Here is an 18,992-nt window from a genome sequence, read left to right as displayed (position 1 = left end):
GTTGCCATCGGTCAAGCGTGGCGCGGGCGGCGGCCTGTCTTGAGCCGAGACTGGTAATTCGCGGCCATTTCCGCCATATACAGGCTCGAACAATGGAACTGTCTGATGGGTGACACGGTCGAATTTGCGCGGATGAACGGGCTTGGCAACAAGATCCTGGTCGTCGACATGCGCGGTCGCAAGGACAAGGTGACGCCGGCGGCAGCGATTGCGCTGAATGCCGATCCGGCCACGCAGTTCGACCAGATCATGGCCATCCACGACCCGAAGGCCCAGGGCACCGACGCCTGGATCGACATCCTCAACTGCGATGGCACCAAGGCTCAGGCCTGCGGCAACGGTACGCGCTGCGTCGTGCAGGCGCTGTCGTCGGAGACCGGCCGCAAGGTTTTCACCTTCCAGACCGTCGCCGGCGTCCTCAATGCCGTCGAGCACGATGACGGGACGATCTCGGTCGACATGGGCAAGCCGGTGTTCGAATGGGACAGGATCCCGCTGTCGGAAGAGTTCTTCGACACCAGCCGCATCGAACTGCAGATCGGCCCGATCGACGCGCCGATCCTGCATTCGCCGGCCGTGATGTCGATGGGTAATCCGCACGCAATCTTCTGGGTCGAGCTCGACGTGATGTCCTACGATCTCGCCCGTTTCGGACCGATGCTCGAAAACCATCCGCTGTTTCCCGAAAAGGCCAATATCACACTGGCGCAGGTGACCTCGCCTTCGTCTATGATCACCCGCACCTGGGAGCGCGGCGCCGGGCTGACGCTTGCCTGCGGATCTGCCGCCTGTGCCGCCGGCGTCAGTGCTGCGCGCACCGGCCGCACCGGCCGCACCGTCGAGATCGACGTTGCCAGCAGCGTGCCGCGGGACAAGCTGCAGATCGAATGGCGCGACGACGATCACGTCGTCATGACAGGTCCGGCCGAATGGGAGTGGTCGGGCAGGGTTGATCCGGCGACGGGCGTGTTTTCGCGCGACGAACACTCCGAAATGGCATCAGCGCGGTGAGCGGCGTCGAGGTCATTACTTTCGGCTGCCGGCTCAACACCTACGAATCCGAAGTGATGCGCGGCGAGGCGGAGAAGGCCGGGCTGAACAATGCCATCCTGGTCAACACCTGCGCGGTGACGGGCGAGGCCGTTCGCCAGGCGCGCCAGGCGATCCGGCGGGCGCGGCGCGACAATCCGCATGCCCGCATCATCGTTACAGGTTGTGCCGCGCAGACCGAGAAGCAGATGTTCGCCGAGATGCCAGAGGTCGACATGGTACTCGGCAACGAAGAAAAGCTGACGCGGGATTCCTACCGGGCATTGCCGGATTTCGGCGTTTCGGCGGAAGAAAAGCTGCGCGTCAACGACATCATGAGCGTCCGCCACACGGCGCCGCAGATGGTCAAACACATCGACGGGCATGTCCGCGCCTTCATCCAGGTGCAGAACGGCTGCGACCACCGCTGCACTTTCTGCATCATCCCCTACGGACGGGGCAATTCCCGCTCGGTGCCGATGGGATCAGTTGTCGAGCAGGCACGCCAGCTTGTGGCGTCAGGCTATGTCGAGATCGTGGTGACGGGCGTCGATGCCACGAGCTATGGCGGCGATCTGCCGGGCCGGCCGACGCTGGGGATGCTGGCCAAGACCCTTTTGCGCCAGGTGCCGGAAATCCGCCGGCTGCGGTTGTCGTCGATCGACAGCATCGAGGCCGACCGGCACCTGATCGACCTGATCGCCGACGAGCCGCGCTTCATGCCGCATCTGCACCTGTCGCTGCAGCATGGCGACGACATGATCCTGAAGCGGATGAAGCGCCGCCATTCGCGTGCCGAGGCGCTCGCCTTCTGCGCCGAGGTCCGGCGGCTGCGGCCGGGTATCAGCCTCGGGGCCGACATGATCGCTGGCTTCCCGACCGAGACGGAAGCGATGTTCGAGAATGCGGTGAGCATGGCGGAAGAAGCCGGGATCGCCCATCTGCATGTGTTTCCCTACAGTCCCCGACCCGAAACGCCGGCAGCGCGCATGCCGCAGCTCGACCGGGCCGTCGTCAAGGAGCGGGCAGCCCGGCTGCGTGCCACTGGTCTTCGGCTGCAGCAATCCCATCTGGATGGCATGGTTGGCACGACGCAATGGCTGCTTGTCGAAAACAACGGTATGGCGCATACGGAAAACTTCACGCTTGTTGCAGTGCCGGGCCTTGCGCCTCGTGCGCTGGTCCCGGCCGTCATCACCGGCCACGACGGCAAGCGGCTTGATATACAACTTGACGCCGCAAACGCGGCCTGACTGACGGAATTTTCATGGCGATCGGTTTCATCAAAAAAGTCTTCACCTTCCGCCACGACCAGCCGGGCTTCAACGAGGTTCCGGCCGAGTTGCTGCCAGCCGAAGACAAGGGTCTTGCCGCAGAGCTGGAGCCCAAGAGCCGCGAGGAGCATCTGCCCGAGGCTCCCGATCCGGTTCTCGCAGCCGAGATTGCGACGGCCGGTGGGCCTGCGGCCGATGCCCCCGAGGTCGAGGACGAGACGCCGCCAATTTTGCCGGATGTCACTGCGCTGGACGACCTGGGCGTGACGCCGCTGGCGTTGCTGCAGATCGAGGCAGAGACCGAAGGCGAGGCGACACCCCCCTCTGTCCCTGCGGGACATCTCCCCCACAAGGGGGGAGATCAGACGGAGAGTGGCGCGGCTCCGACGACAATCGTTGAAAGTCTCGCCTCCCCACCGGAGGAAGCTGTGGCCGATGAGGCTGCCGCGGCGCCAATCTCCCCCCTCGTGGGGGAGATGTCAGCGAAGCTGACAGAGGGGGGCGACCTGGCTCCGCAGCCCCTGATACAAACGCCCCTGACCCCTACGCCTCCCATTCTCCCCAAAGGCTTTTCCACCGGCCCCGCCATCGTCGCGGCCGTCCCCGAAGCCCCGAGAACCACCTGGTTCCAGCGCTTGCGTGCCGGCCTGTCGCGCACCTCGTCGCAGCTGACCGGCCAGATCACGGCGCTGTTTACCAAGCGCAAGCTCGACGACCAGACGCTGCAGGACCTCGAGGACCTTCTGATCCAGGCCGATCTCGGCGTCGAGACGGCCTTGCGTATCACCGATGCGCTGGCCTCGGAGCGCTACGGCAAGGATGTGTCCGGCGAGGATGTCAGCCGCATCATGGCGGCCGAGATCGTCAAGGTGCTGAAGCCGGTGGCCAAGCCGCTGCAGCTCGACCTTAGCCACAAGCCGCACGTTATCCTCGTGGTCGGCGTCAACGGAACCGGCAAGACGACGACGATCGGCAAGCTGGCGTCCAAACTGTCGGGCTCCGGCCTGAAGGTGATGGTTGCTGCCGGCGATACGTTCCGCGCTGCGGCCATCGAGCAGCTGAAGATCTGGGCTGACCGCACGAAGTCGACCTTTGTCGCGACCAAGATCGGTGCCGATGCCTCCGGTCTCGCCTTCGACGCCTTCCAGCAGGCGAAGGCCGATGGCACCGACGTGTTGATCATCGACACTGCGGGCCGGCTGCAGAACAAGAAGGAGCTGATGGACGAGCTCGAAAAGATCGTCCGCGTGCTCGGCAAGCTCGATCCGGAGGCGCCGCATACCGTGCTGCAGACGCTGGATGCGACGACCGGCCAGAATGCGCTCAACCAGGTCGAGATCTTCCGCAATGTTGCCGGCGTTAACGGTCTTATCATGACCAAGCTTGACGGAACCGCCCGCGGCGGCATTCTTGTCGCCATCTCGGCCAAGCACAAGCTGCCGGTCTATTTCATCGGCGTCGGCGAGGGGGTGGACGATCTCGAGCCGTTCGAGGCCGAGGAGTTCGCCCAGGCGATTGCGGGGATCGACGGATAGCAACCGGCGCCATAGATAAGCCATCGACGCCGATCATGGCGCAACGGGATTTTGGACCAAGGTCAGGACGGATAATGACGAGCAGCGAAAGTGACGTAACACCCAGCACGGCGGATCGCCAGAATCCGATGTTGAAGATGGCGCTCGAGATCGGGCCGCTGATGGTGTTCTTCTTTGCCAACCTGCGCGGCCCCTGGCTGGTGGCGCAATTCCCGGCGCTTTCAGCGCTGGGCGGTCCGCTGTTTGTCGCCACCGGGTTGTTCATGGCCGCAACGATCCTGTCGCTGATCGTCTCGAAGTTCGTGCTCGGCCACCTGCCGATCATGCCGTTCGTCTCCGGCATCGTCGTGCTGGTGTTCGGCTCGCTGTCGATCTACCTGCAGGACGAGACCTTCATCAAGATGAAGCCGACGATCATCAATGCGCTGTTCGGCTGTGCGTTGCTAGGTGGCCTGCTGTTCGGCAAGTCGCTGCTCGGCTATGTCTTCAACGCCGCCTTCCAGCTCGATGCCGAGGGCTGGCGCAAGCTGAGCGTGCGCTGGGGCGTTTTCTTCCTGTTCCTTGCCGTGCTCAACGAAGTCATCTGGCGGAATTTCTCCGATGATTTCTGGGTCGCCTTCAAGGTCTGGGGGACGATGCCGATCACCATCCTGTTCACGCTTTCGCAGATGCCGCTGATCATGAAGCACACCGTTACGCCGGCCCCCGTTTCTACGGATACAGAGAAATGACGGTCGTCGGGAGCACGCAGCGCCGGGCGAGCCGTCATACGGCCTGGTTCGTCGCCTGCCTGGCGGTACTGCTGGTACAGATCGTCGCCGAGCACCTGATGGGCCGGGTTGCCATCTGCACCTGCGGATACGTCAAACTGTTCGAGCCTGCGGTCAATTCCAGCGGCAACTCGCAGCATCTCGCCGACTGGTACACGCCGTCGCATATCATTCACGGTTTCCTGTTTTTTGGCCTGACGCATCTGATCATGCGGGCGAAGCCCCTGTCCATGCGGCTGTTCATTGCCATGCTGATCGAATCGGGCTGGGAGATCCTTGAGAACTCGCCGATCATCATCGACCGCTACCGGGCGACGACGATCTCGCTCGCCTATGTCGGCGACAGTATCCTGAATTCGGCGATGGATACCATGTTCATGGCCGTCGGCTTCTTCTTTGCCTGGCGGGCGCCCGTCTGGCTGACGATAGCCATCGCCATCTTTTTCGAACTCCTCACCGGCTGGCTGATCCGCGACAACCTCACCCTGAACGTGCTGATGCTGGTCTGGCCGGTCGACGCAGTCAAGACCTGGCAGGCGGCGCTTTAGGTCTGGCAGGTAGAGCTGTAGGCCTGGCAAACAGCGCTGTGAGATAACGTTTTCAAATAGTTACCCCCACCCTCCTCATTCCTGTGCTCGTCACAGGAATCCAGCCACCGCGCGTCTGCGCGGTGAATGACACCCTTGCATAGTCATGTTCCCCCGCGCCGCAGACGCGGCGCCACTGGATCCCTGTGACAAGCACAGGGATGAGGGAGGAGAGGGAGGCGGCTCAACTTTGGATTGTTGCCAGGTGCTACTGGTGGCCCGCCGCGCGGGTTAATGACCGACGGCGGGCGTCTGGTGACCCTACGAACCAGGCTTGCCCAGTGCCTTGTCGATGGCCGGGTAGAGGCCTTCCTTCAGGCTGAGAGCGTCGAAGGGGCCAACCCGCTTGTAGAGGATGGTGCCGTCGGGGGCGACGAGGTAGGATTCGGGGATGCCGTAGACGCCCCAGTCGATTGCGGCTGCGCCCTTCGGATCGATGCCGATCGCCTTGAAAGGGTTGCCGAGTTCGCCGAGGAAGCGCAAGGCGTTCTCCGGCTGGTCCTTGTAGTTGATGGCAACCACATTCAGCCGCCCGTCTTTCGCCAGCTCCTTCAGCAGCGGATGTTCCTCGCGGCAGGGAATGCACCAGGACGCAAAGACGTTGACCAGCGTCAGTTTGCCCTTGATCGCCGCATCCGTCAGCGCCGGCAGATTGGCGCCATCGAGTGGCGGCAGCGCCAGCGACGGCGCCCTTCGGCCAATCAGGGCCGAGGGAATCGTGGCGATGTCCTTGCCGTGAAAATCCTGGTCGTAGAGCATCTTGCCAGCCGTGCCGGCAATCACCCCGAACACCAGCAGCGGCAGCAGGGCTGCGGCATAGCGGCCGAGACCGCGCGACTTTGGCGCCGGGTCCTGATCGGTGCTTTCCGCCATCAGGATGTGACTTCCTTGTTGCGCTGCGAGCGCCGGTGGATGCCGGAGGCTTCCAGCGCCGCCAGCTCGCGGCGACGCAGGCGACCGTCGATCCAGGTCCAGCCGATGAGTGCGATCACGGTCAGTGCGGCAAAGCCGTAGGAGCCATAGACGTAGAAGGCATGGTCCATCGGCTCAGCCCTCCCGGCTTGCCATGCGGGCGGCAAGGCGGCGCTGGGCGGCTATGCGGCGGCGCCAGATCTCGTTGCGGATCGCCATCAGGTGCAGCGTGAAGAATAGCAGCGTAAAGGCCAGCGCCATGACGAACAGCGGCCAGAGAAATTCCGGCGCGATGGTCGGGCCGTCCAGCCGCATGATGCTTTCCGACTGGTGCAGCGTGTTCCACCACTCGACCGAAAACTTGATGATGGGAATGTTGACGAAGCCGACGAGGATCAGTACTGCGCTCACCCGCGCACCGCGCGAGGGATCGTCGATGGCGCGATTGAGCGCTATCAGGCCGAGATACATCAGGAACAGGATGAAGACAGCGGTCAGGCGGGCATCCCAGACCCAGTAGGTGCCCCACATCGGCTTGCCCCAGAGCGAGCCAGTCACCAGCGCCAGCAGGGTGAAGGCGGCGCCGAGCGGGGCTGCGGCCTTGGCAGCAACATCGGCCAGCGGATGGCGCCAGACCAGCGTGCCGATGGCAGCCACGCTCATCACCGTATAGCACATCATCGACAGCCAGGCGGCCGGCACGTGGATGTACATGATCCGCACGGTGTCGCCCTGCTGATAGTCCGCATCCGTCGAGAAACAGAGGGTGAGGCCGATGGCCGAAATGATCGCCGTCAGCGCAGCCAGCCACGGAATGACGCGGCTTGCCAGCGCCAGAAACCGGGTCGGGTTGGCCAGATCGGAAAACCGGCTCAGTGTCGGGCTGACTTCGCTCATCGATTTTCCTTAGCGCGATATTGTGAAGCCTGCAATTCAAAGGCTGCTGGCAAGCCGATCAATCCGGCGTGCTCCTGAGCGCCAGGGCTGCTGCGGCCGGTCCGAGGACCGCGAAGAACAGCGTCAGGGCGATGAGGATCAGGAACGGCGGCAGGAACGGCGCCGGGCCTTCGACGGCGGCATAGGTGGCGGAAACACCGAAGATCAGCACCGGGATAGCCAACGGCAGGATCAGGATCGACACCAGCAATCCACCGCGCGGCAGGGCAACGGCCACCGCAGCCCCGACCGCGCCGATCAGCGTGATGGCCGGGGAACCGACCAGCAACGTCAGCATGGTGGCGCCGATCGCCGTCTCGCTCATGTTCATGAACAGCCCGAGCAGCGGCGAGGCGATCACCAGCGGCAGCCCGGTGGCTGTCCAGTGGGCTGCGCATTTGACGAGTACGGTCAGCACCAGCGGCGTTTCCTGCATCAACAGCAGATCGAGGGAGCCGTCATCGCGCTCCGCCTGGAACAGCCGGTCGAGGCCGAGCAGCGCCGACAGCAGGGCGCCGATCCAGACGATGGCCGGTCCGATGCGGGCCAGAAGTTTCAGGTCAGGCCCGACACCGAAGGGGATTACGGCAACGACGGTCAGAAAGAACAGCACCCCGATCAGCGCACCGCCGCCAGAGCGAACGGAAAGCTTGAGGTCGCGAAGAAAGAGAGCGATCATCGGGTGCCTCCGTCGTCGTGCAGATCGTACTGTGTCGGCGTGCCGCCTTGCGTTGCTTTTGATTGATGCAACTGATCGTTTTGACGAGCGCTGATGAAAGGCAGGCTGGCCGTCTCGGGAGCTACGCCGAAGCTTCTATGGTGAGGAGGGCTACCCCCCTCTGTCACCTTCGGTGACATCTCCCGCACAATGAGGGAGATCGGGCGGTCGTGGCTGCTTTTGACAACCAAAGACTTGCGATCGCGTGGAGGACTGGCAAGGGAAAAGAATGATCTCCCCCCTTGTGGGGGAGATGTCACGTAGTGACAGAGGGGGGCAGCTTGCTGCAAACTCGAGACCATCAACCCCATACTCCCTCATCCACACCGGCAAATCCGGTCATTGCCAGATCGCGCGCGTTGCTGAGTCCGAGGGGCTGGTGGGTGGCGGCGAGGACAATGCCGCCGCGCTGCTGGTGCTTGGTGATCAGGTCGGCAAACAGGAGGTCGGCGCTGGCGTCGAGGGCTGCCGTGGGTTCGTCGAGGATCCAGACCGGGCGGTGGGCGACGAGCAGCTTGGCGAAGGCCAGCCGGCGCTGCTGGCCGGCGGAGAGGTAGCCGAACGGCAGGTGCATGATGGCGGAAAGGCCGACGGCCTCGGCTGCTTCCTCCACGGGCACCCCGCCATCAGACCCGAGGAAAGAGCGCCAGAAGGAGAGGTTCTCGGCGACGGTAAGCTCGTTTTTCATCGCGTTGCGGTGGCCGAAATAATGGCTGACTTCGCCCACCGGGTGCTCCTGCTCACCCTTCCCGCCGACGAAGACGATCCTGCCCTTTTCGGCCGCCAGAAGACCGGCAACGACGCGCAGGAGGGTCGATTTTCCGGAGCCGTTCGGGCCGGTTAATATCAGTGCCTCGCCGGCTCCCAAGTGAAAGGAAATGTTAACGAAAATCAGATCCTCGCCGCGTCTGGCAGCCAGGTTTTCGGCACTCAGATGCATGGCTGGAGGCTTTCCCGGTTGGCACGACGCATGTGCAAAAAATTGTCCGATTTTGGGCTTGCCTGCTATGGCAAGTTTTTTGGAAATTATCTATAAGACCTGCAACCACGCCAGCGGTCGGCGTGAACTTCATCCTAGCGCCGAACTTGCGGTTGTTTCCAAAGCAACCTCACGTGCGGACAGCGGAAATGGCCGTACCCGCATCCTGATGTGCATTACGTGCATAGGCGTCCACACGACTGTGTTGGCTATCAGAAACGGGGTCTCTCGTGTCTAAATCTCTCGACAGTTTCAATTGCCGTTCCACGCTCAGTGTGAACGGAAAAGATTATGTCTACTACAGCCTGCCCAAGGCTGAGGCAAACGGCCTTTCCGGTATTTCCAAGCTGCCTTATTCCATGAAGGTCGTCCTGGAAAACCTGCTGCGCAACGAAGACGGCCGCTCGGTTGTCAAAAATGACATCGAAAGCGTTGCCGCCTGGCTCATCGACAAGGGCACCGCTGAAAGCGAAATCGCCTACCGTCCGGCCCGCGTGCTGATGCAGGACTTCACCGGCGTTCCCGCCGTCGTCGATCTGGCCGCCATGCGCGATGCCATGGTGGCGCTCGGTGGCGACCCGGAAAAGATCAACCCGCTGGTTCCCGTCGACCTCGTGATCGACCACTCGGTCATCGTCGACGAATTCGGTACGCCGACCGCGCTCGCCCGCAACGTCGAGCTCGAATACGAGCGCAACGGCGAACGCTATCGCTTCCTCAAGTGGGGCCAGCAGGCCTTCAAGAATTTCCGCGTCGTGCCTCCCGGCACCGGTATCTGTCATCAGGTGAACCTCGAATATCTCGGCCAGACCGTCTGGACGAAGGACGAGGATGGGGAAACGGTGGCTTACCCCGACACCTGCGTCGGTACCGATAGCCACACGACGATGATCAACGGCCTCGGCGTTCTCGGCTGGGGTGTCGGCGGCATCGAAGCCGAAGCTGCCATGCTCGGCCAGCCTGTTTCCATGCTGCTGCCAGAAGTCATCGGCTTCAAGCTGACAGGCAAGCTCAAGGAAGGCTGCACCGCGACCGACCTCGTGCTGATGGTCGTGCAGATGCTGCGCAAGAAGGGCGTCGTCTCCAAGTTCGTCGAATTTTTCGGCGTCGGCCTCGACAGCATGTCGCTTGCCGACCGCGCCACCATCGGCAACATGGGCCCGGAATATGGCGCCACCTGCGGCTTCTTCCCGGTCGACAGCGAAACCATCAATTACCTCACCATGTCCGGCCGTACCACCGACCGGATCGCGCTGGTCGAAGCCTATTCCAAGGCTCAAGGGATGTGGCGCGACAATGACGGCTCCGAGCTTGTCTTCACCGACACGCTGGAACTTGATCTCGGCGACGTCGTGCCTGCCATGGCCGGCCCGAAGCGTCCGGAAGGCCGCGTTCCACTCGAAGGCATCGCCGCCGGTTTTGCCGCCGCTCTCGAAGCCGACTACAAGAAGCCGGGCCAGCTCGACAAGCGCTATGCCGTCGAAGGCACGGATTACGACCTCGGCCATGGCGACGTTGCAATCGCCGCCATCACCTCCTGCACCAACACCTCCAATCCCTCGGTGCTGATCGCAGCCGGCCTGCTTGCCCGCAACGCAGTTGCCAAGGGCCTGAAGTCCAAGCCATGGGTGAAGACTTCGCTGGCGCCCGGTAGCCAGGTGGTCGCCGAATACCTGTCGAAGTCCGGCCTGCAGACCGATCTCGACACGCTCGGCTTCAATCTCGTCGGCTTCGGCTGCACCACCTGCATTGGCAATTCCGGCCCTCTGCCGGCGCCGGTTTCCAAGACAATCAACGACAAGGGCCTGATTGCAGCCGGCGTTCTTTCCGGCAACCGCAATTTCGAAGGTCGCGTGTCGCCCGATGTGCAGGCGAACTACCTCGCATCGCCGCCGCTGGTCGTTGCCTACGCGCTGGCGGGCTCGGTGCAGATCGACCTGACCAGCGAGCCTCTCGGCGAAGACAAGGATGGCAATCCGGTGTTCCTCAAGGACATCTGGCCAACCTCGCACGAAATCCAGGAATTCATCCTGAAATACGTGACCCGTGAACTCTACGAAAGCAAGTATGCCGACGTGTTCAAGGGCGATGTCAACTGGCAGGCCGTGCAGATTCCTCCGGGCCAGACCTATGCCTGGGACGACGATTCCACTTACGTCCAGAACCCTCCATACTTTGTGGGCATGGGCAAGAGCGGCTCCGGCATCTCCGATATCAAGGGCGCCCGCGTCCTCGGCCTGTTCGGCGACAAGATCACCACCGACCACATTTCGCCTGCCGGCTCGATCAAGGCAGCGTCGCCAGCCGGCGCCTATCTGCTTGAGCACCATGTCGGTGTTGCCGACTTCAACCAGTACGGCACCCGTCGCGGCAACCACGAAGTGATGATGCGCGGCACCTTCGCCAACATCCGCATTCGCAACCACATGCTCGGCCCGAACGGCAAGGAAGGTGGTTACACCATCCACTACCCGTCCAAGGAAGAGGAATCGATCTACGACGCGGCGATGCAGTACAAGGCCGAAGGCGTGCCGCTGGTGATCTTCGCCGGTGTCGAATACGGCAACGGCTCGTCGCGTGACTGGGCTGCCAAGGGCACCAACCTGCTCGGCGTCAAGGCCGTCATCGCCCAGTCGTTCGAGCGTATCCATCGCTCGAACCTGGTCGGCATGGGCGTCATCCCGTTCGTCTTCGAAGAAGGCACGACCTGGGCCTCGCTGGCACTGAAGGGCGACGAAACCGTCACCATCGAAGGCCTCGAGAACATCAAGCCGCGCGAAAAGAAGACCGCCGTCATCACTTATGGCGACGGCACTGTGAAGAATGTGCCGCTCATCAGCCGCGTCGATACGCTCGACGAAGTCGTGTACCTCAACAACGGCGGTATCCTGCAGACGGTTCTGCGCGATCTCGCTGCCTGATAGGCAACACAGGCCACAAAACAACGCCGCCGGAGAGAAATCTCCGGCGGCGTTGTTCTGTCACGGTGAAGTGTATCGTTGCCCGCGGTTGTCGCCTTGCCTCACCCGTTCGTGACTTTGCGTGGCTCCTGCAAGCCATTATCTCTTGTTTCAGATTTATCAGGCTTGATGCGGGCCGAGGATTTTGGCTAACAAGGTCTGGAAGAGGTGTTGCCCCATGTCCCATCGGTTCCTGATATCCCTGCTGGCCGGTGTCGCGTTGGCGGGCGCGGCGCATGCCCAGGACTTGGGCAAACTGAAGGGCGTCGTCGAGCTCTTCACCTCGCAGGGCTGCGCCTCCTGTCCGCCGGCCGACGCCGCGCTGAAGCAGCTGATCGAGCAGGGCAATGTCGTGGCGCTCGCCTATCACGTCGACTACTGGAATTATCTCGGCTGGAACGACACCATGTCGTCCAAGGACAATACCGCCCGGCAATATGCCTATGCGCGGACACTCGGCCGCAGCAGCGTCTACACGCCGCAGGCGGTGCTGAATGGCAGGGATCATCTGAACGGTGCCGATCTCGGGGCTATCAACGTCAAGCTGGATGACCTTTCGCGTGCCGGACAGGGACTGACCGTTCCGGTCAGTGCCGCGATGAAGGGCGACGAGCTGGAAATCGACATCGCGGCCGGCCTGGGCAAGGCCAATGTGGTGATTGCCTATTTCGACCGTGAACAGCGCGTTGACGTTACCAAGGGCGAGAATACCGGCCAGCAGATCGCCTACATGCACAGCGTTTCGGACGTTGAGACTGTCGGCATGTGGGAGGGCAAGCCGATGCACCTGACATTGCCTGCGAACGTAATGGACAAGGCCGGCCGCAAGGGACTTGCCATCATGCTGCAATCGTCGACGGCAACGGGAGATCCGGCAGCCATCATCGGCGCAACCGTCATGACGGTGGGTGCCGACGACTAGAAGTGCTAAATCTCCGCTGTTGAATTGCATTTTGGGCTGGACGCCAAGTGAGAACGCCGCTGGCGCAAATCCGGACGCGCGGCATCTTGCAATTTTATCGCGGCGGGGCGACACTGTCACTCTGCTGTCATGGGCGGAGGCTTCGAGGAATTGATGACTGATCAGCCGGATTTGCGACGCGGCCAAAGCAACAGCGTCGATAGCAACTCTTCCGTTGTCGTCGATATTACTCAATATAAACAGAGCAAGGATATCCTGCCAGTGACGTTTCACAGGCGGGAGCTGGATGCGATACTGTGGATCTACGGTCGAATGGTGGGCGAGAACGAGTGGCGCGACTACGCCATCGACCACACCAAGGAAAAAGCGATTTTCTCGGTTTTCAAGCGCTCCGGCGAGTTGCCGTTGTTTCGCATCGAAAAGGACCCGAAGCTTGCCGCCAAGCAGGGCGCCTATGCCGTCATCAACACAAACGGCATGATATTGAAGCGCGGGCACGATCTGCGTCAGGTGTTGAAGGTTTTCGACAAGACGTTGAAACTGGTCGAGAAGTAGTCGTTCCGAGGGCTTCTACCATCTGTGGTGGCGGCTCTGCGGAGGGCCATGGCGGCGGTGCTTCCGCACCCTGCCGCAGACCTCCCATTCCCATAACTAGTGCGTGCGGTAAACCATGTAAAACGCCAGTCCCCAACACATCACCGTGGAAATGCTCAAAAGAAAAATACCGGTTTTCAATACGTGTCTCCGTGAGTGTTTCTACCGCAGGTGTGGGTACGTCAGGGCCGGACAAAGAGTTTCGGAAGCAGGAGTTCTTTTTTCATGCCTCTCCTGCAGAAACTCCATCATTCGTGTGGCAGGACCTAAATCCTATCCCCGGTCTAGCTGGCGCTTATAGAAATACTTTTCGTCTAAGTGTTGTCCGTGGTTTGGCGCAATACGCTGAAAGCAATGCTCAATCGCCATTTTCCTAAAATGAGAAGTTGAACCCTCCCGGATTAAGCCACAGGCGGCGGTCTCACGACTGGCGACCCCTCATCAATTACCTTGAATTGCAATTATTTTAAATACTACCCTTGATATCCATGAAGTAGGATTGTAATCCTATGATTTATGATCCCTTGGAATCAGGCCGTGGCACCAGGACCACAACCGCTGTCCCATGCCGCAGGGCAAGGCGAGGTCGCCGGCTTTCGCTTTTCCACGGCTGACAACGATGCACCCTTTGCCGCCTGGCGTTCAGTTCTCGCCACGCTGTTCGAAGCCACGCAGACCCAGCAAATTCCCCCCACCGGGTTCAAGGCCGATCTTCTTGTCCAGCATTTCGGGACGTTCCTGCTTTGCCGCAGCTTTGCGGGCAGCGGGCGCTTTCTTCGTGACCATCGGCGGGTCTGCTCGGACGATTTCGACCATGTCGTGGTCTCCTCGGTGTTGAGCGGAGGGATTGCTGTCGGCGGCAAGGCGAGGCGGTTGCGACCGGGAGACGTTACGGTCGTCGACCTTTCCTCGCCGATGCGTTTTGCCATGGTGGCGGCTGATGCGCTGCATCTGATCGTTCCGCGCGCTGGTTTGCCCAGTGCCGTGGCGTCCCTGTCGCCAATGCCGTGCCGCGTTTTCCATGGCGACACCGCAATGGCTATTTTCCTGCGGGGTATCCTCGAAAGCCTCTCCAACGCCTCCCGTTATTTCAGCGCGCTCGAGGTCAATGCCCTCGGTGCCTGCTTTCCCGACCTGCTCGGCTGGTGCCTGGGGACCGTTCCCGTGGTTTCGTCGGTAAAGACGAGGGGCGATCTCGGCCGGCGGCTGCGCCGTCATATCGAGGAGAATATCGACCGGGCAGACCTGACAGCCTCGCGGCTGGCGCGCGAGATCGGCGTCTCCCGCAGTCAGCTCTATCGGCAGTTCGAGGCGAGCGGCGGTGTCGACACCTACATTCGCGGCCGGCGATTGCGGCGCTCCCTGCAGGCGCTTGCCGACCCTCGACGCGCAGACACCAGGATCGCCGACATTTCCTATGAGATGGGTTTTTCCGACGAGGCGCATTTCAGCCGGCTGTTTCGGCAGACCTTCGGGCAATCCCCGCGCGACATCAGGGCGGCGGCGCGCGCCGGCGACAGCAGTTTAAACGGCCTGAAGTTCCCGCCGGGTCCCGTCCCCTCTTTCTCCGACTGGCTTCTCATGCTTGGCACCGGCTGACGCGGTCCGTGATTTGGGACGCCTGTCCAAGTTTGCGGGACGGGCATCCAAGGACAACCAGGAGAGGATCGCTAGTATCCACAGCAACAACCGAGAAAGCCGAAGCAATCAATTGTTCTCAAACCAATGGCGACAGGAAACGATACAATGTCGATCGATGCACAAGCGAGCGCCGGCACCACATTCGAGCTGAAGGCCACCAACGACTCCAGCCTTCCGGGGCAAAACTATTTCAATGTCTATTCACCGATACTGACAAATCTGGACGCCAAAGCCCAGACCCTTGTGGCTCTGGTCTCCGCTGCGACAGGTAAAGGGCAATCGACAACGTTGACATGGCAAGGCGGTAGCGGTGCGCTGTCGTTGTTTGCTGTCACGGCCGGAGCTAGCCCCGTCACCTCGCCCGGTACCGCAGTTGCGCTTGGTGATATCGTAGCCATCGAATGGGCAGCCGGCGCCTTCACCATCAGTCCGGCTGCCGGCGGCCCAGCAGACAGCATCCAGGTGTCGATCACCTCCGCGGTCCCTCCTGGCATAAAAATTGGTCTGGTGGTGGGTCCAGGCTCGATCCTGGTTCGGCCAGCGATCGGCCAAGCAGTACTCACCCTGACGCCCGACATGTCTCCCGTTGCAACGGTGTCGTTTGGTACTGCCTTTCAGCTGCCGCCACCGCCTGTCTCCGATGTCAGCCAGCCGCGGCAGGTGACGTTCCAGCCGGGGACCTCGAGCAGCGGTCCGCTCGCAACCGCAGAGATCTCTGTCGGAGTGACGGACGAAATCGTCCAGCTCGGCTAGCCGCAATTTCCGATTGCCCGGGTTCCGCCACCGAGCCGGGCATCCTTGCTGTCTCCATGCTCCGCACGACTGGAGTGGCGAGGCGGGCCGGCACCGCATCCTCCCCTGGGCGGTGCCGGCCTCTTGATCACAGGGGATCTTCCCGAAACGAAAGGCGACGACAATGACGACTTACTCTCTGACATGCATCAATAACTCGCAGATGTCCGGCAGCTTCGCGATCTTCCAGAAGCCACCACCGATGACCATCCCCGGCAACATCTTTTCGCTGGCCTGGTTCGCCCGGCCGACGGCTGTGTCCAGCAAAGTCACCTTCACCTGGGGCCTCGACTACAGCTTTGTCTGGTCGGAGACTGGCCTGTTGCAGCCCGGCATCAACTTTGCCGCGACACAGAATGTCGCAGCCGATCCGAACGGGCAGAACGTCGTGCAGCTGACGCAAGACAGTTTCGGTGCCACCACCTTCGCCAATCCTGCCGGTACGGGTGCAATCGGCTCCCTGACGATCCAGCAGCTGTCCAACGTCCAGCCCAACTACACGTCTGTCGGCATCGGCATGGCGGGATCCGGGACCCACGCCGTCCAGGCGGCTCCGAACATGACGGCCGTCTTCACGCCGCATCCAAACTACTGGGTAATCTTCGGCAACTACACGACGGGCGACGTCATGGACATCGAGGACATCAGCTCGGCGGTCGAGGTGACGTACGGCGGCGCGCTGACATCGCGGACGGCCACGCTCGGCCTGAACAATCTGATCACCACAGCCTGATCTTCGGGACGGCGGCCCTGTTGCCGCCGTCCCGGACCTCTGCGGTCCGTGAACGCCCGTCCCATCGACTTCAAGCATTGCAGGCAGCGGGACTGACAACCCGCATGCAGTTCCCGGGAATGGTCGCAGCCATCTCGCCTGACTTTTGAGCGTTCACGCACGCCTCGCATGCCCCACAGACATGGCGGTGACCCTGTCCCCGCTTTTGCAGCTCCGGCGACACGCGTCTCCGAGCAACGCTCGTAGCATGGTGCGACGAGCGATAACCTCTTGTTGTGAAAAGGAAAGTCAAATGAAAATCAACAAATTTAGTCGTCGTTTCCTTGCTATATCCTTCGGCGCGTTTGCGGCACTTAGCGTCGTGAGCTCGGCCTACGCATACGACGTCTACCGGAGTGTCACGGCCGATGCATTTACCCATGTCGTCAACTGGACTCCCGCCAACTTTGGTGTGAGCGCAGGACCCGCTATTCCACCACCGCCCGCATCGCTCTCATTTTTTCATTTCGCCAACGATGGAGCGGCTCAACACGGGCTGCCGGCTGCACAGTGCTTCGTCAAGGTCCACCTTGCGGGCACCGGCGCTCACCCTGCTGTGCTGGCCAACGACACGGTCGGGAATGCGGCAGTGGGTATCGCCAATGCTTCTTCTTTGCCTTTTCCGTGGACAATTACGTTCGACAACGCCCCAGCGGGTCACTGGAACATTACAAAGGGGGCGATTGTAAACCTTGCTCTCATGCCAGTGCCGTCCAACGCCACCGCTGGCACGGTCGCAGCATTAGGTTTCCATAATCTCGCCAACAATCCCGGCAACACCTATGGTGTAACCGTAGTTAATGGCACGCTTGCAAATTGTCACGCCTGACGGACGGCAGCAAAAAAGACTGAACCTTGACATCACAGCTTCCGCCGGACCCATGTCCGGCGGCTTTTCGAGGAGAAGTTGGCATGGCCGTTCTACATCACGCCTTCCGTTGCCCTGTTACGCCGGAATTTCAGAGGGACGTTACATTGCTGCTTTGCGCATTGAAGGCTGACGCTCGCGATGAGCTTTCGGCCTTGGCGATTGCCGCCAATAGGCATCTGGCGCACCGAGAAGACCTGCATTCTGCATTTATGCTGCATCCCGATGGCTCGGCGTCCTCTTGGATGGAGCCAGACTTCGTCAGTCCCGGTCTGGCAGCTGTGTCACTTCTCGCGCACCGCTTCACTGCGATCCCCGGCCTGAGCGCGAGCGGCGGAGCCAATCATTATGTGCTGGAAACACATTTGCCTCTACTGGGGTGGTCGTCTGCGGAGATCGGACTTCTGGTGCGGGGCAAATCAATCGAGTCGATGTTGATGAACTATGCAGATACGTCTCGCCCCATCGAGCAGGGTGGCTTTCGCCATACGGGCGGTTGGACGGAGGGGTCGATCGCGCAGATGCTGAAGCTAAGCATAGATCGTATGATCCAAGGCCCGCCTTCAGGTTCTGATCCTCATGCACTGGCGGCGTGGGGGCTGCTCAATGATGTTGGTGCCCTGAGGGACGCCCAAGCCATGCTCGCCGCAATTTCCGACAAGGACTGGCTGGTGATGTCGATCACCCATTAAAACGGGGGCAGTGATGCCCCCGTATGGTCGATTTCTCGTTTCGAAAGACTTCTCGGAGCCTGGCGCCTGAGCCTTACTTCCGGTTGCCCATGAACTGCAGCAGGAACATGAACAGGTTGATGAAGTCGAGGTACAGGGTCAGGGCGCCCATGATGGCCTTGCGGCCGGCGACGACGTCATCGTCTGCTTCGAAGTACAGTTCCTTGATCCGCTGGGTATCGTAGGCCGTGAGGCCGGCGAAGACCAGGACGCCGATTGCCGAGATGGCAAACTGCAGGGCCGAGGACTGCATGAAGATGTTGACGACCGAGGCGATGATGATGCCGAACAGGCCCATCATCAGGAACGAACCCATCGCCGACAGGCTGCGCTTGGTAGTGTAGCCGTAAAGCGAAAGCGCACCGAAGGCGGCAGCCGTGATGAAGAACGTCTGGACGACGCTACCGGTCGTGTAGACCAGGAAGATCGACGACAGCGACAATCCGACCAGGCCCGCATAGACCATGAATGTCGTCCGAGCAGCGGACACGCTCATGTTGTTGATGCGGAAGCTCAGGAAGAATACGGCAGCCAGAGGCGCCAGCATGATGACCCACTTCAGCGGCGAGCCGTAGACGGCAACCCCGGCGCTGGTCAGCATGACGCCGTGAAAATTGGCCGCTGCCTGTGTTGGGTCAGTGGTCGTGGTGAGTGCGATCAGGGCGTAGGCGGCGACGCCCGTCAGCACCAGACCCAGTGCCATCAGGTTGTAGACCTTCAGCATGTAGCTGCGAAGGCCCTCGTCGATCATTGCGCCCGATTGCGCGCCGGTTGCCCGGTTGGGGAAATTACGAAAGTCAGCCATGTTTTCCTCTTTCAAGCTCCGAGTGGATGACGGTGTCGGGCACTTCAGTCCCGGGCGCCGCTGCGGAGCTCCAGCATGCCTGACGAGAATATGAGGCTTTCGAGGCGCGCGTACAAGAGCCAACGATCTGCAATCGGGTTAAATCGATGTAACCTCGGGGCTTTTGG

Annotated in this window: 19 protein-coding genes; 13 read left to right on the top strand and 6 right to left on the bottom strand. The window is 61.4% G+C overall.

From position 1 onward, the window contains the following. Positions 1–105 precede the first annotated feature (105 nt). The 5 genes from dapF to PR017_RS14615 all read left to right on the top strand — a co-directional run bounded on the left by dapF (position 106) and on the right by PR017_RS14615 (position 5,156). Positions 106–1,011, top strand: coding sequence for a diaminopimelate epimerase (dapF, locus tag PR017_RS14635; protein WP_111219642.1), 906 nt, complete (start codon positions 106–108; stop codon positions 1,009–1,011). Continuing rightward, positions 1,008–2,282, top strand: coding sequence for a tRNA (N(6)-L-threonylcarbamoyladenosine(37)-C(2))-methylthiotransferase MtaB (gene mtaB / locus PR017_RS14630; protein WP_111219644.1), 1,275 nt, complete (start codon positions 1,008–1,010; stop codon positions 2,280–2,282). Before dapF ends, mtaB begins: the two co-directional genes overlap by 4 nt. 14 nt (positions 2,283–2,296) lie before the next feature. Next, positions 2,297–3,838 (top strand): signal recognition particle-docking protein FtsY, encoded by a 1,542-nt coding sequence (gene ftsY / locus PR017_RS14625; RefSeq protein WP_111219646.1) that lies wholly within the window; start codon positions 2,297–2,299, stop codon positions 3,836–3,838. A gap of 74 nt (positions 3,839–3,912) precedes the next feature. Further along, positions 3,913–4,569 (top strand): septation protein A, encoded by a 657-nt coding sequence (locus PR017_RS14620; RefSeq protein WP_111219648.1) that lies wholly within the window; start codon positions 3,913–3,915, stop codon positions 4,567–4,569. Further along, positions 4,566–5,156: a DUF2585 domain-containing protein gene (locus PR017_RS14615; protein WP_111219650.1), complete on the top strand. Its 591-nt coding sequence runs from the start codon at positions 4,566–4,568 to the stop codon at positions 5,154–5,156. Before PR017_RS14620 ends, PR017_RS14615 begins: the two co-directional genes overlap by 4 nt. A gap of 300 nt (positions 5,157–5,456) precedes the next feature. Here the strand turns inward: PR017_RS14615 and PR017_RS14610 are convergent, their stop codons facing one another. The 5 genes from PR017_RS14610 to ccmA form a co-directional block, all read right to left on the bottom strand. Beyond that, positions 5,457–6,068: a DsbE family thiol:disulfide interchange protein gene (locus PR017_RS14610; RefSeq protein WP_111219652.1), complete on the bottom strand. Its 612-nt coding sequence runs from the start codon at positions 6,066–6,068 to the stop codon at positions 5,457–5,459. Beyond that, positions 6,068–6,238 carry a heme exporter protein CcmD gene (gene ccmD / locus PR017_RS14605; RefSeq protein ID WP_111219654.1) on the bottom strand — a complete coding sequence of 57 codons (171 nt, stop codon included), beginning with the start codon at positions 6,236–6,238 and terminating at the stop codon, positions 6,068–6,070. Before ccmD ends, PR017_RS14610 begins: the two co-directional genes overlap by 1 nt. Positions 6,239–6,242: 4 nt before the next feature. Continuing rightward, a complete protein-coding gene (locus PR017_RS14600; protein ID WP_111219656.1) occupies positions 6,243–7,004 on the bottom strand; it encodes a heme ABC transporter permease in 762 nt (253 codons plus the stop codon). 58 nt (positions 7,005–7,062) lie between these two features. Then, on the bottom strand, positions 7,063–7,722 hold the full coding sequence (gene ccmB, locus PR017_RS14595; RefSeq protein WP_111219658.1) for a heme exporter protein CcmB: 660 nt from the start codon (positions 7,720–7,722) through the stop codon (positions 7,063–7,065). 340 nt (positions 7,723–8,062) lie between these two features. Then, positions 8,063–8,701: a heme ABC exporter ATP-binding protein CcmA gene (gene ccmA, locus PR017_RS14590; protein WP_111219660.1), complete on the bottom strand. Its 639-nt coding sequence runs from the start codon at positions 8,699–8,701 to the stop codon at positions 8,063–8,065. A 269-nt stretch (positions 8,702–8,970) separates the two neighbouring features. Here ccmA and acnA point away from each other — a divergent pair, with 269 nt between their 5' ends. From acnA to PR017_RS14550, 8 genes are all read left to right on the top strand, one after another. Beyond that, entirely contained in the window at positions 8,971–11,661 is a 2,691-nt protein-coding gene (gene acnA, locus PR017_RS14585; RefSeq protein ID WP_111219662.1) for an aconitate hydratase AcnA, read from the top strand. 217 nt (positions 11,662–11,878) lie between these two features. Then, positions 11,879–12,622, top strand: coding sequence for a DUF1223 domain-containing protein (locus tag PR017_RS14580; protein WP_111219664.1), 744 nt, complete (start codon positions 11,879–11,881; stop codon positions 12,620–12,622). Between the two features lie 153 nt (positions 12,623–12,775). After that, the gene (locus PR017_RS14575; protein ID WP_111220025.1) at positions 12,776–13,177 is read left to right on the top strand and encodes a DUF2794 domain-containing protein; all 402 of its coding nucleotides are present in this window, start codon (positions 12,776–12,778) and stop codon (positions 13,175–13,177) included. 576 nt (positions 13,178–13,753) lie between these two features. Next, the gene (locus tag PR017_RS14570; RefSeq protein ID WP_161959322.1) at positions 13,754–14,815 is read left to right on the top strand and encodes a helix-turn-helix domain-containing protein; all 1,062 of its coding nucleotides are present in this window, start codon (positions 13,754–13,756) and stop codon (positions 14,813–14,815) included. Positions 14,816–14,962: 147 nt separating this feature from the next. Further along, entirely contained in the window at positions 14,963–15,610 is a 648-nt protein-coding gene (locus tag PR017_RS14565; protein ID WP_111219668.1) for a hypothetical protein, read from the top strand. 163 nt (positions 15,611–15,773) lie between these two features. Next, entirely contained in the window at positions 15,774–16,382 is a 609-nt protein-coding gene (locus PR017_RS14560) for a hypothetical protein (protein WP_111219670.1), read from the top strand. Positions 16,383–16,674: 292 nt separating this feature from the next. Beyond that, complete coding sequence (locus PR017_RS14555) at positions 16,675–17,250, top strand: hypothetical protein (protein ID WP_111219672.1); 576 nt, start codon at positions 16,675–16,677, stop codon at positions 17,248–17,250. A gap of 83 nt (positions 17,251–17,333) precedes the next feature. Then, positions 17,334–17,981 (top strand): hypothetical protein, encoded by a 648-nt coding sequence (locus tag PR017_RS14550; protein WP_111219674.1) that lies wholly within the window; start codon positions 17,334–17,336, stop codon positions 17,979–17,981. A 73-nt stretch (positions 17,982–18,054) separates the two neighbouring features. Here the strand turns inward: PR017_RS14550 and PR017_RS14545 are convergent, their stop codons facing one another. After that, positions 18,055–18,825: a Bax inhibitor-1/YccA family protein gene (locus PR017_RS14545; RefSeq protein ID WP_111219676.1), complete on the bottom strand. Its 771-nt coding sequence runs from the start codon at positions 18,823–18,825 to the stop codon at positions 18,055–18,057. Between the last annotated feature and the right edge of the window lie 167 nt (positions 18,826–18,992).

Source organism: Rhizobium tumorigenes (genome assembly GCF_003240565.2).
Lineage (GTDB): Bacteria > Pseudomonadota > Alphaproteobacteria > Rhizobiales > Rhizobiaceae > Rhizobium > Rhizobium tumorigenes.
This window is presented reverse-complemented; position numbering and strand designations above follow the sequence as displayed.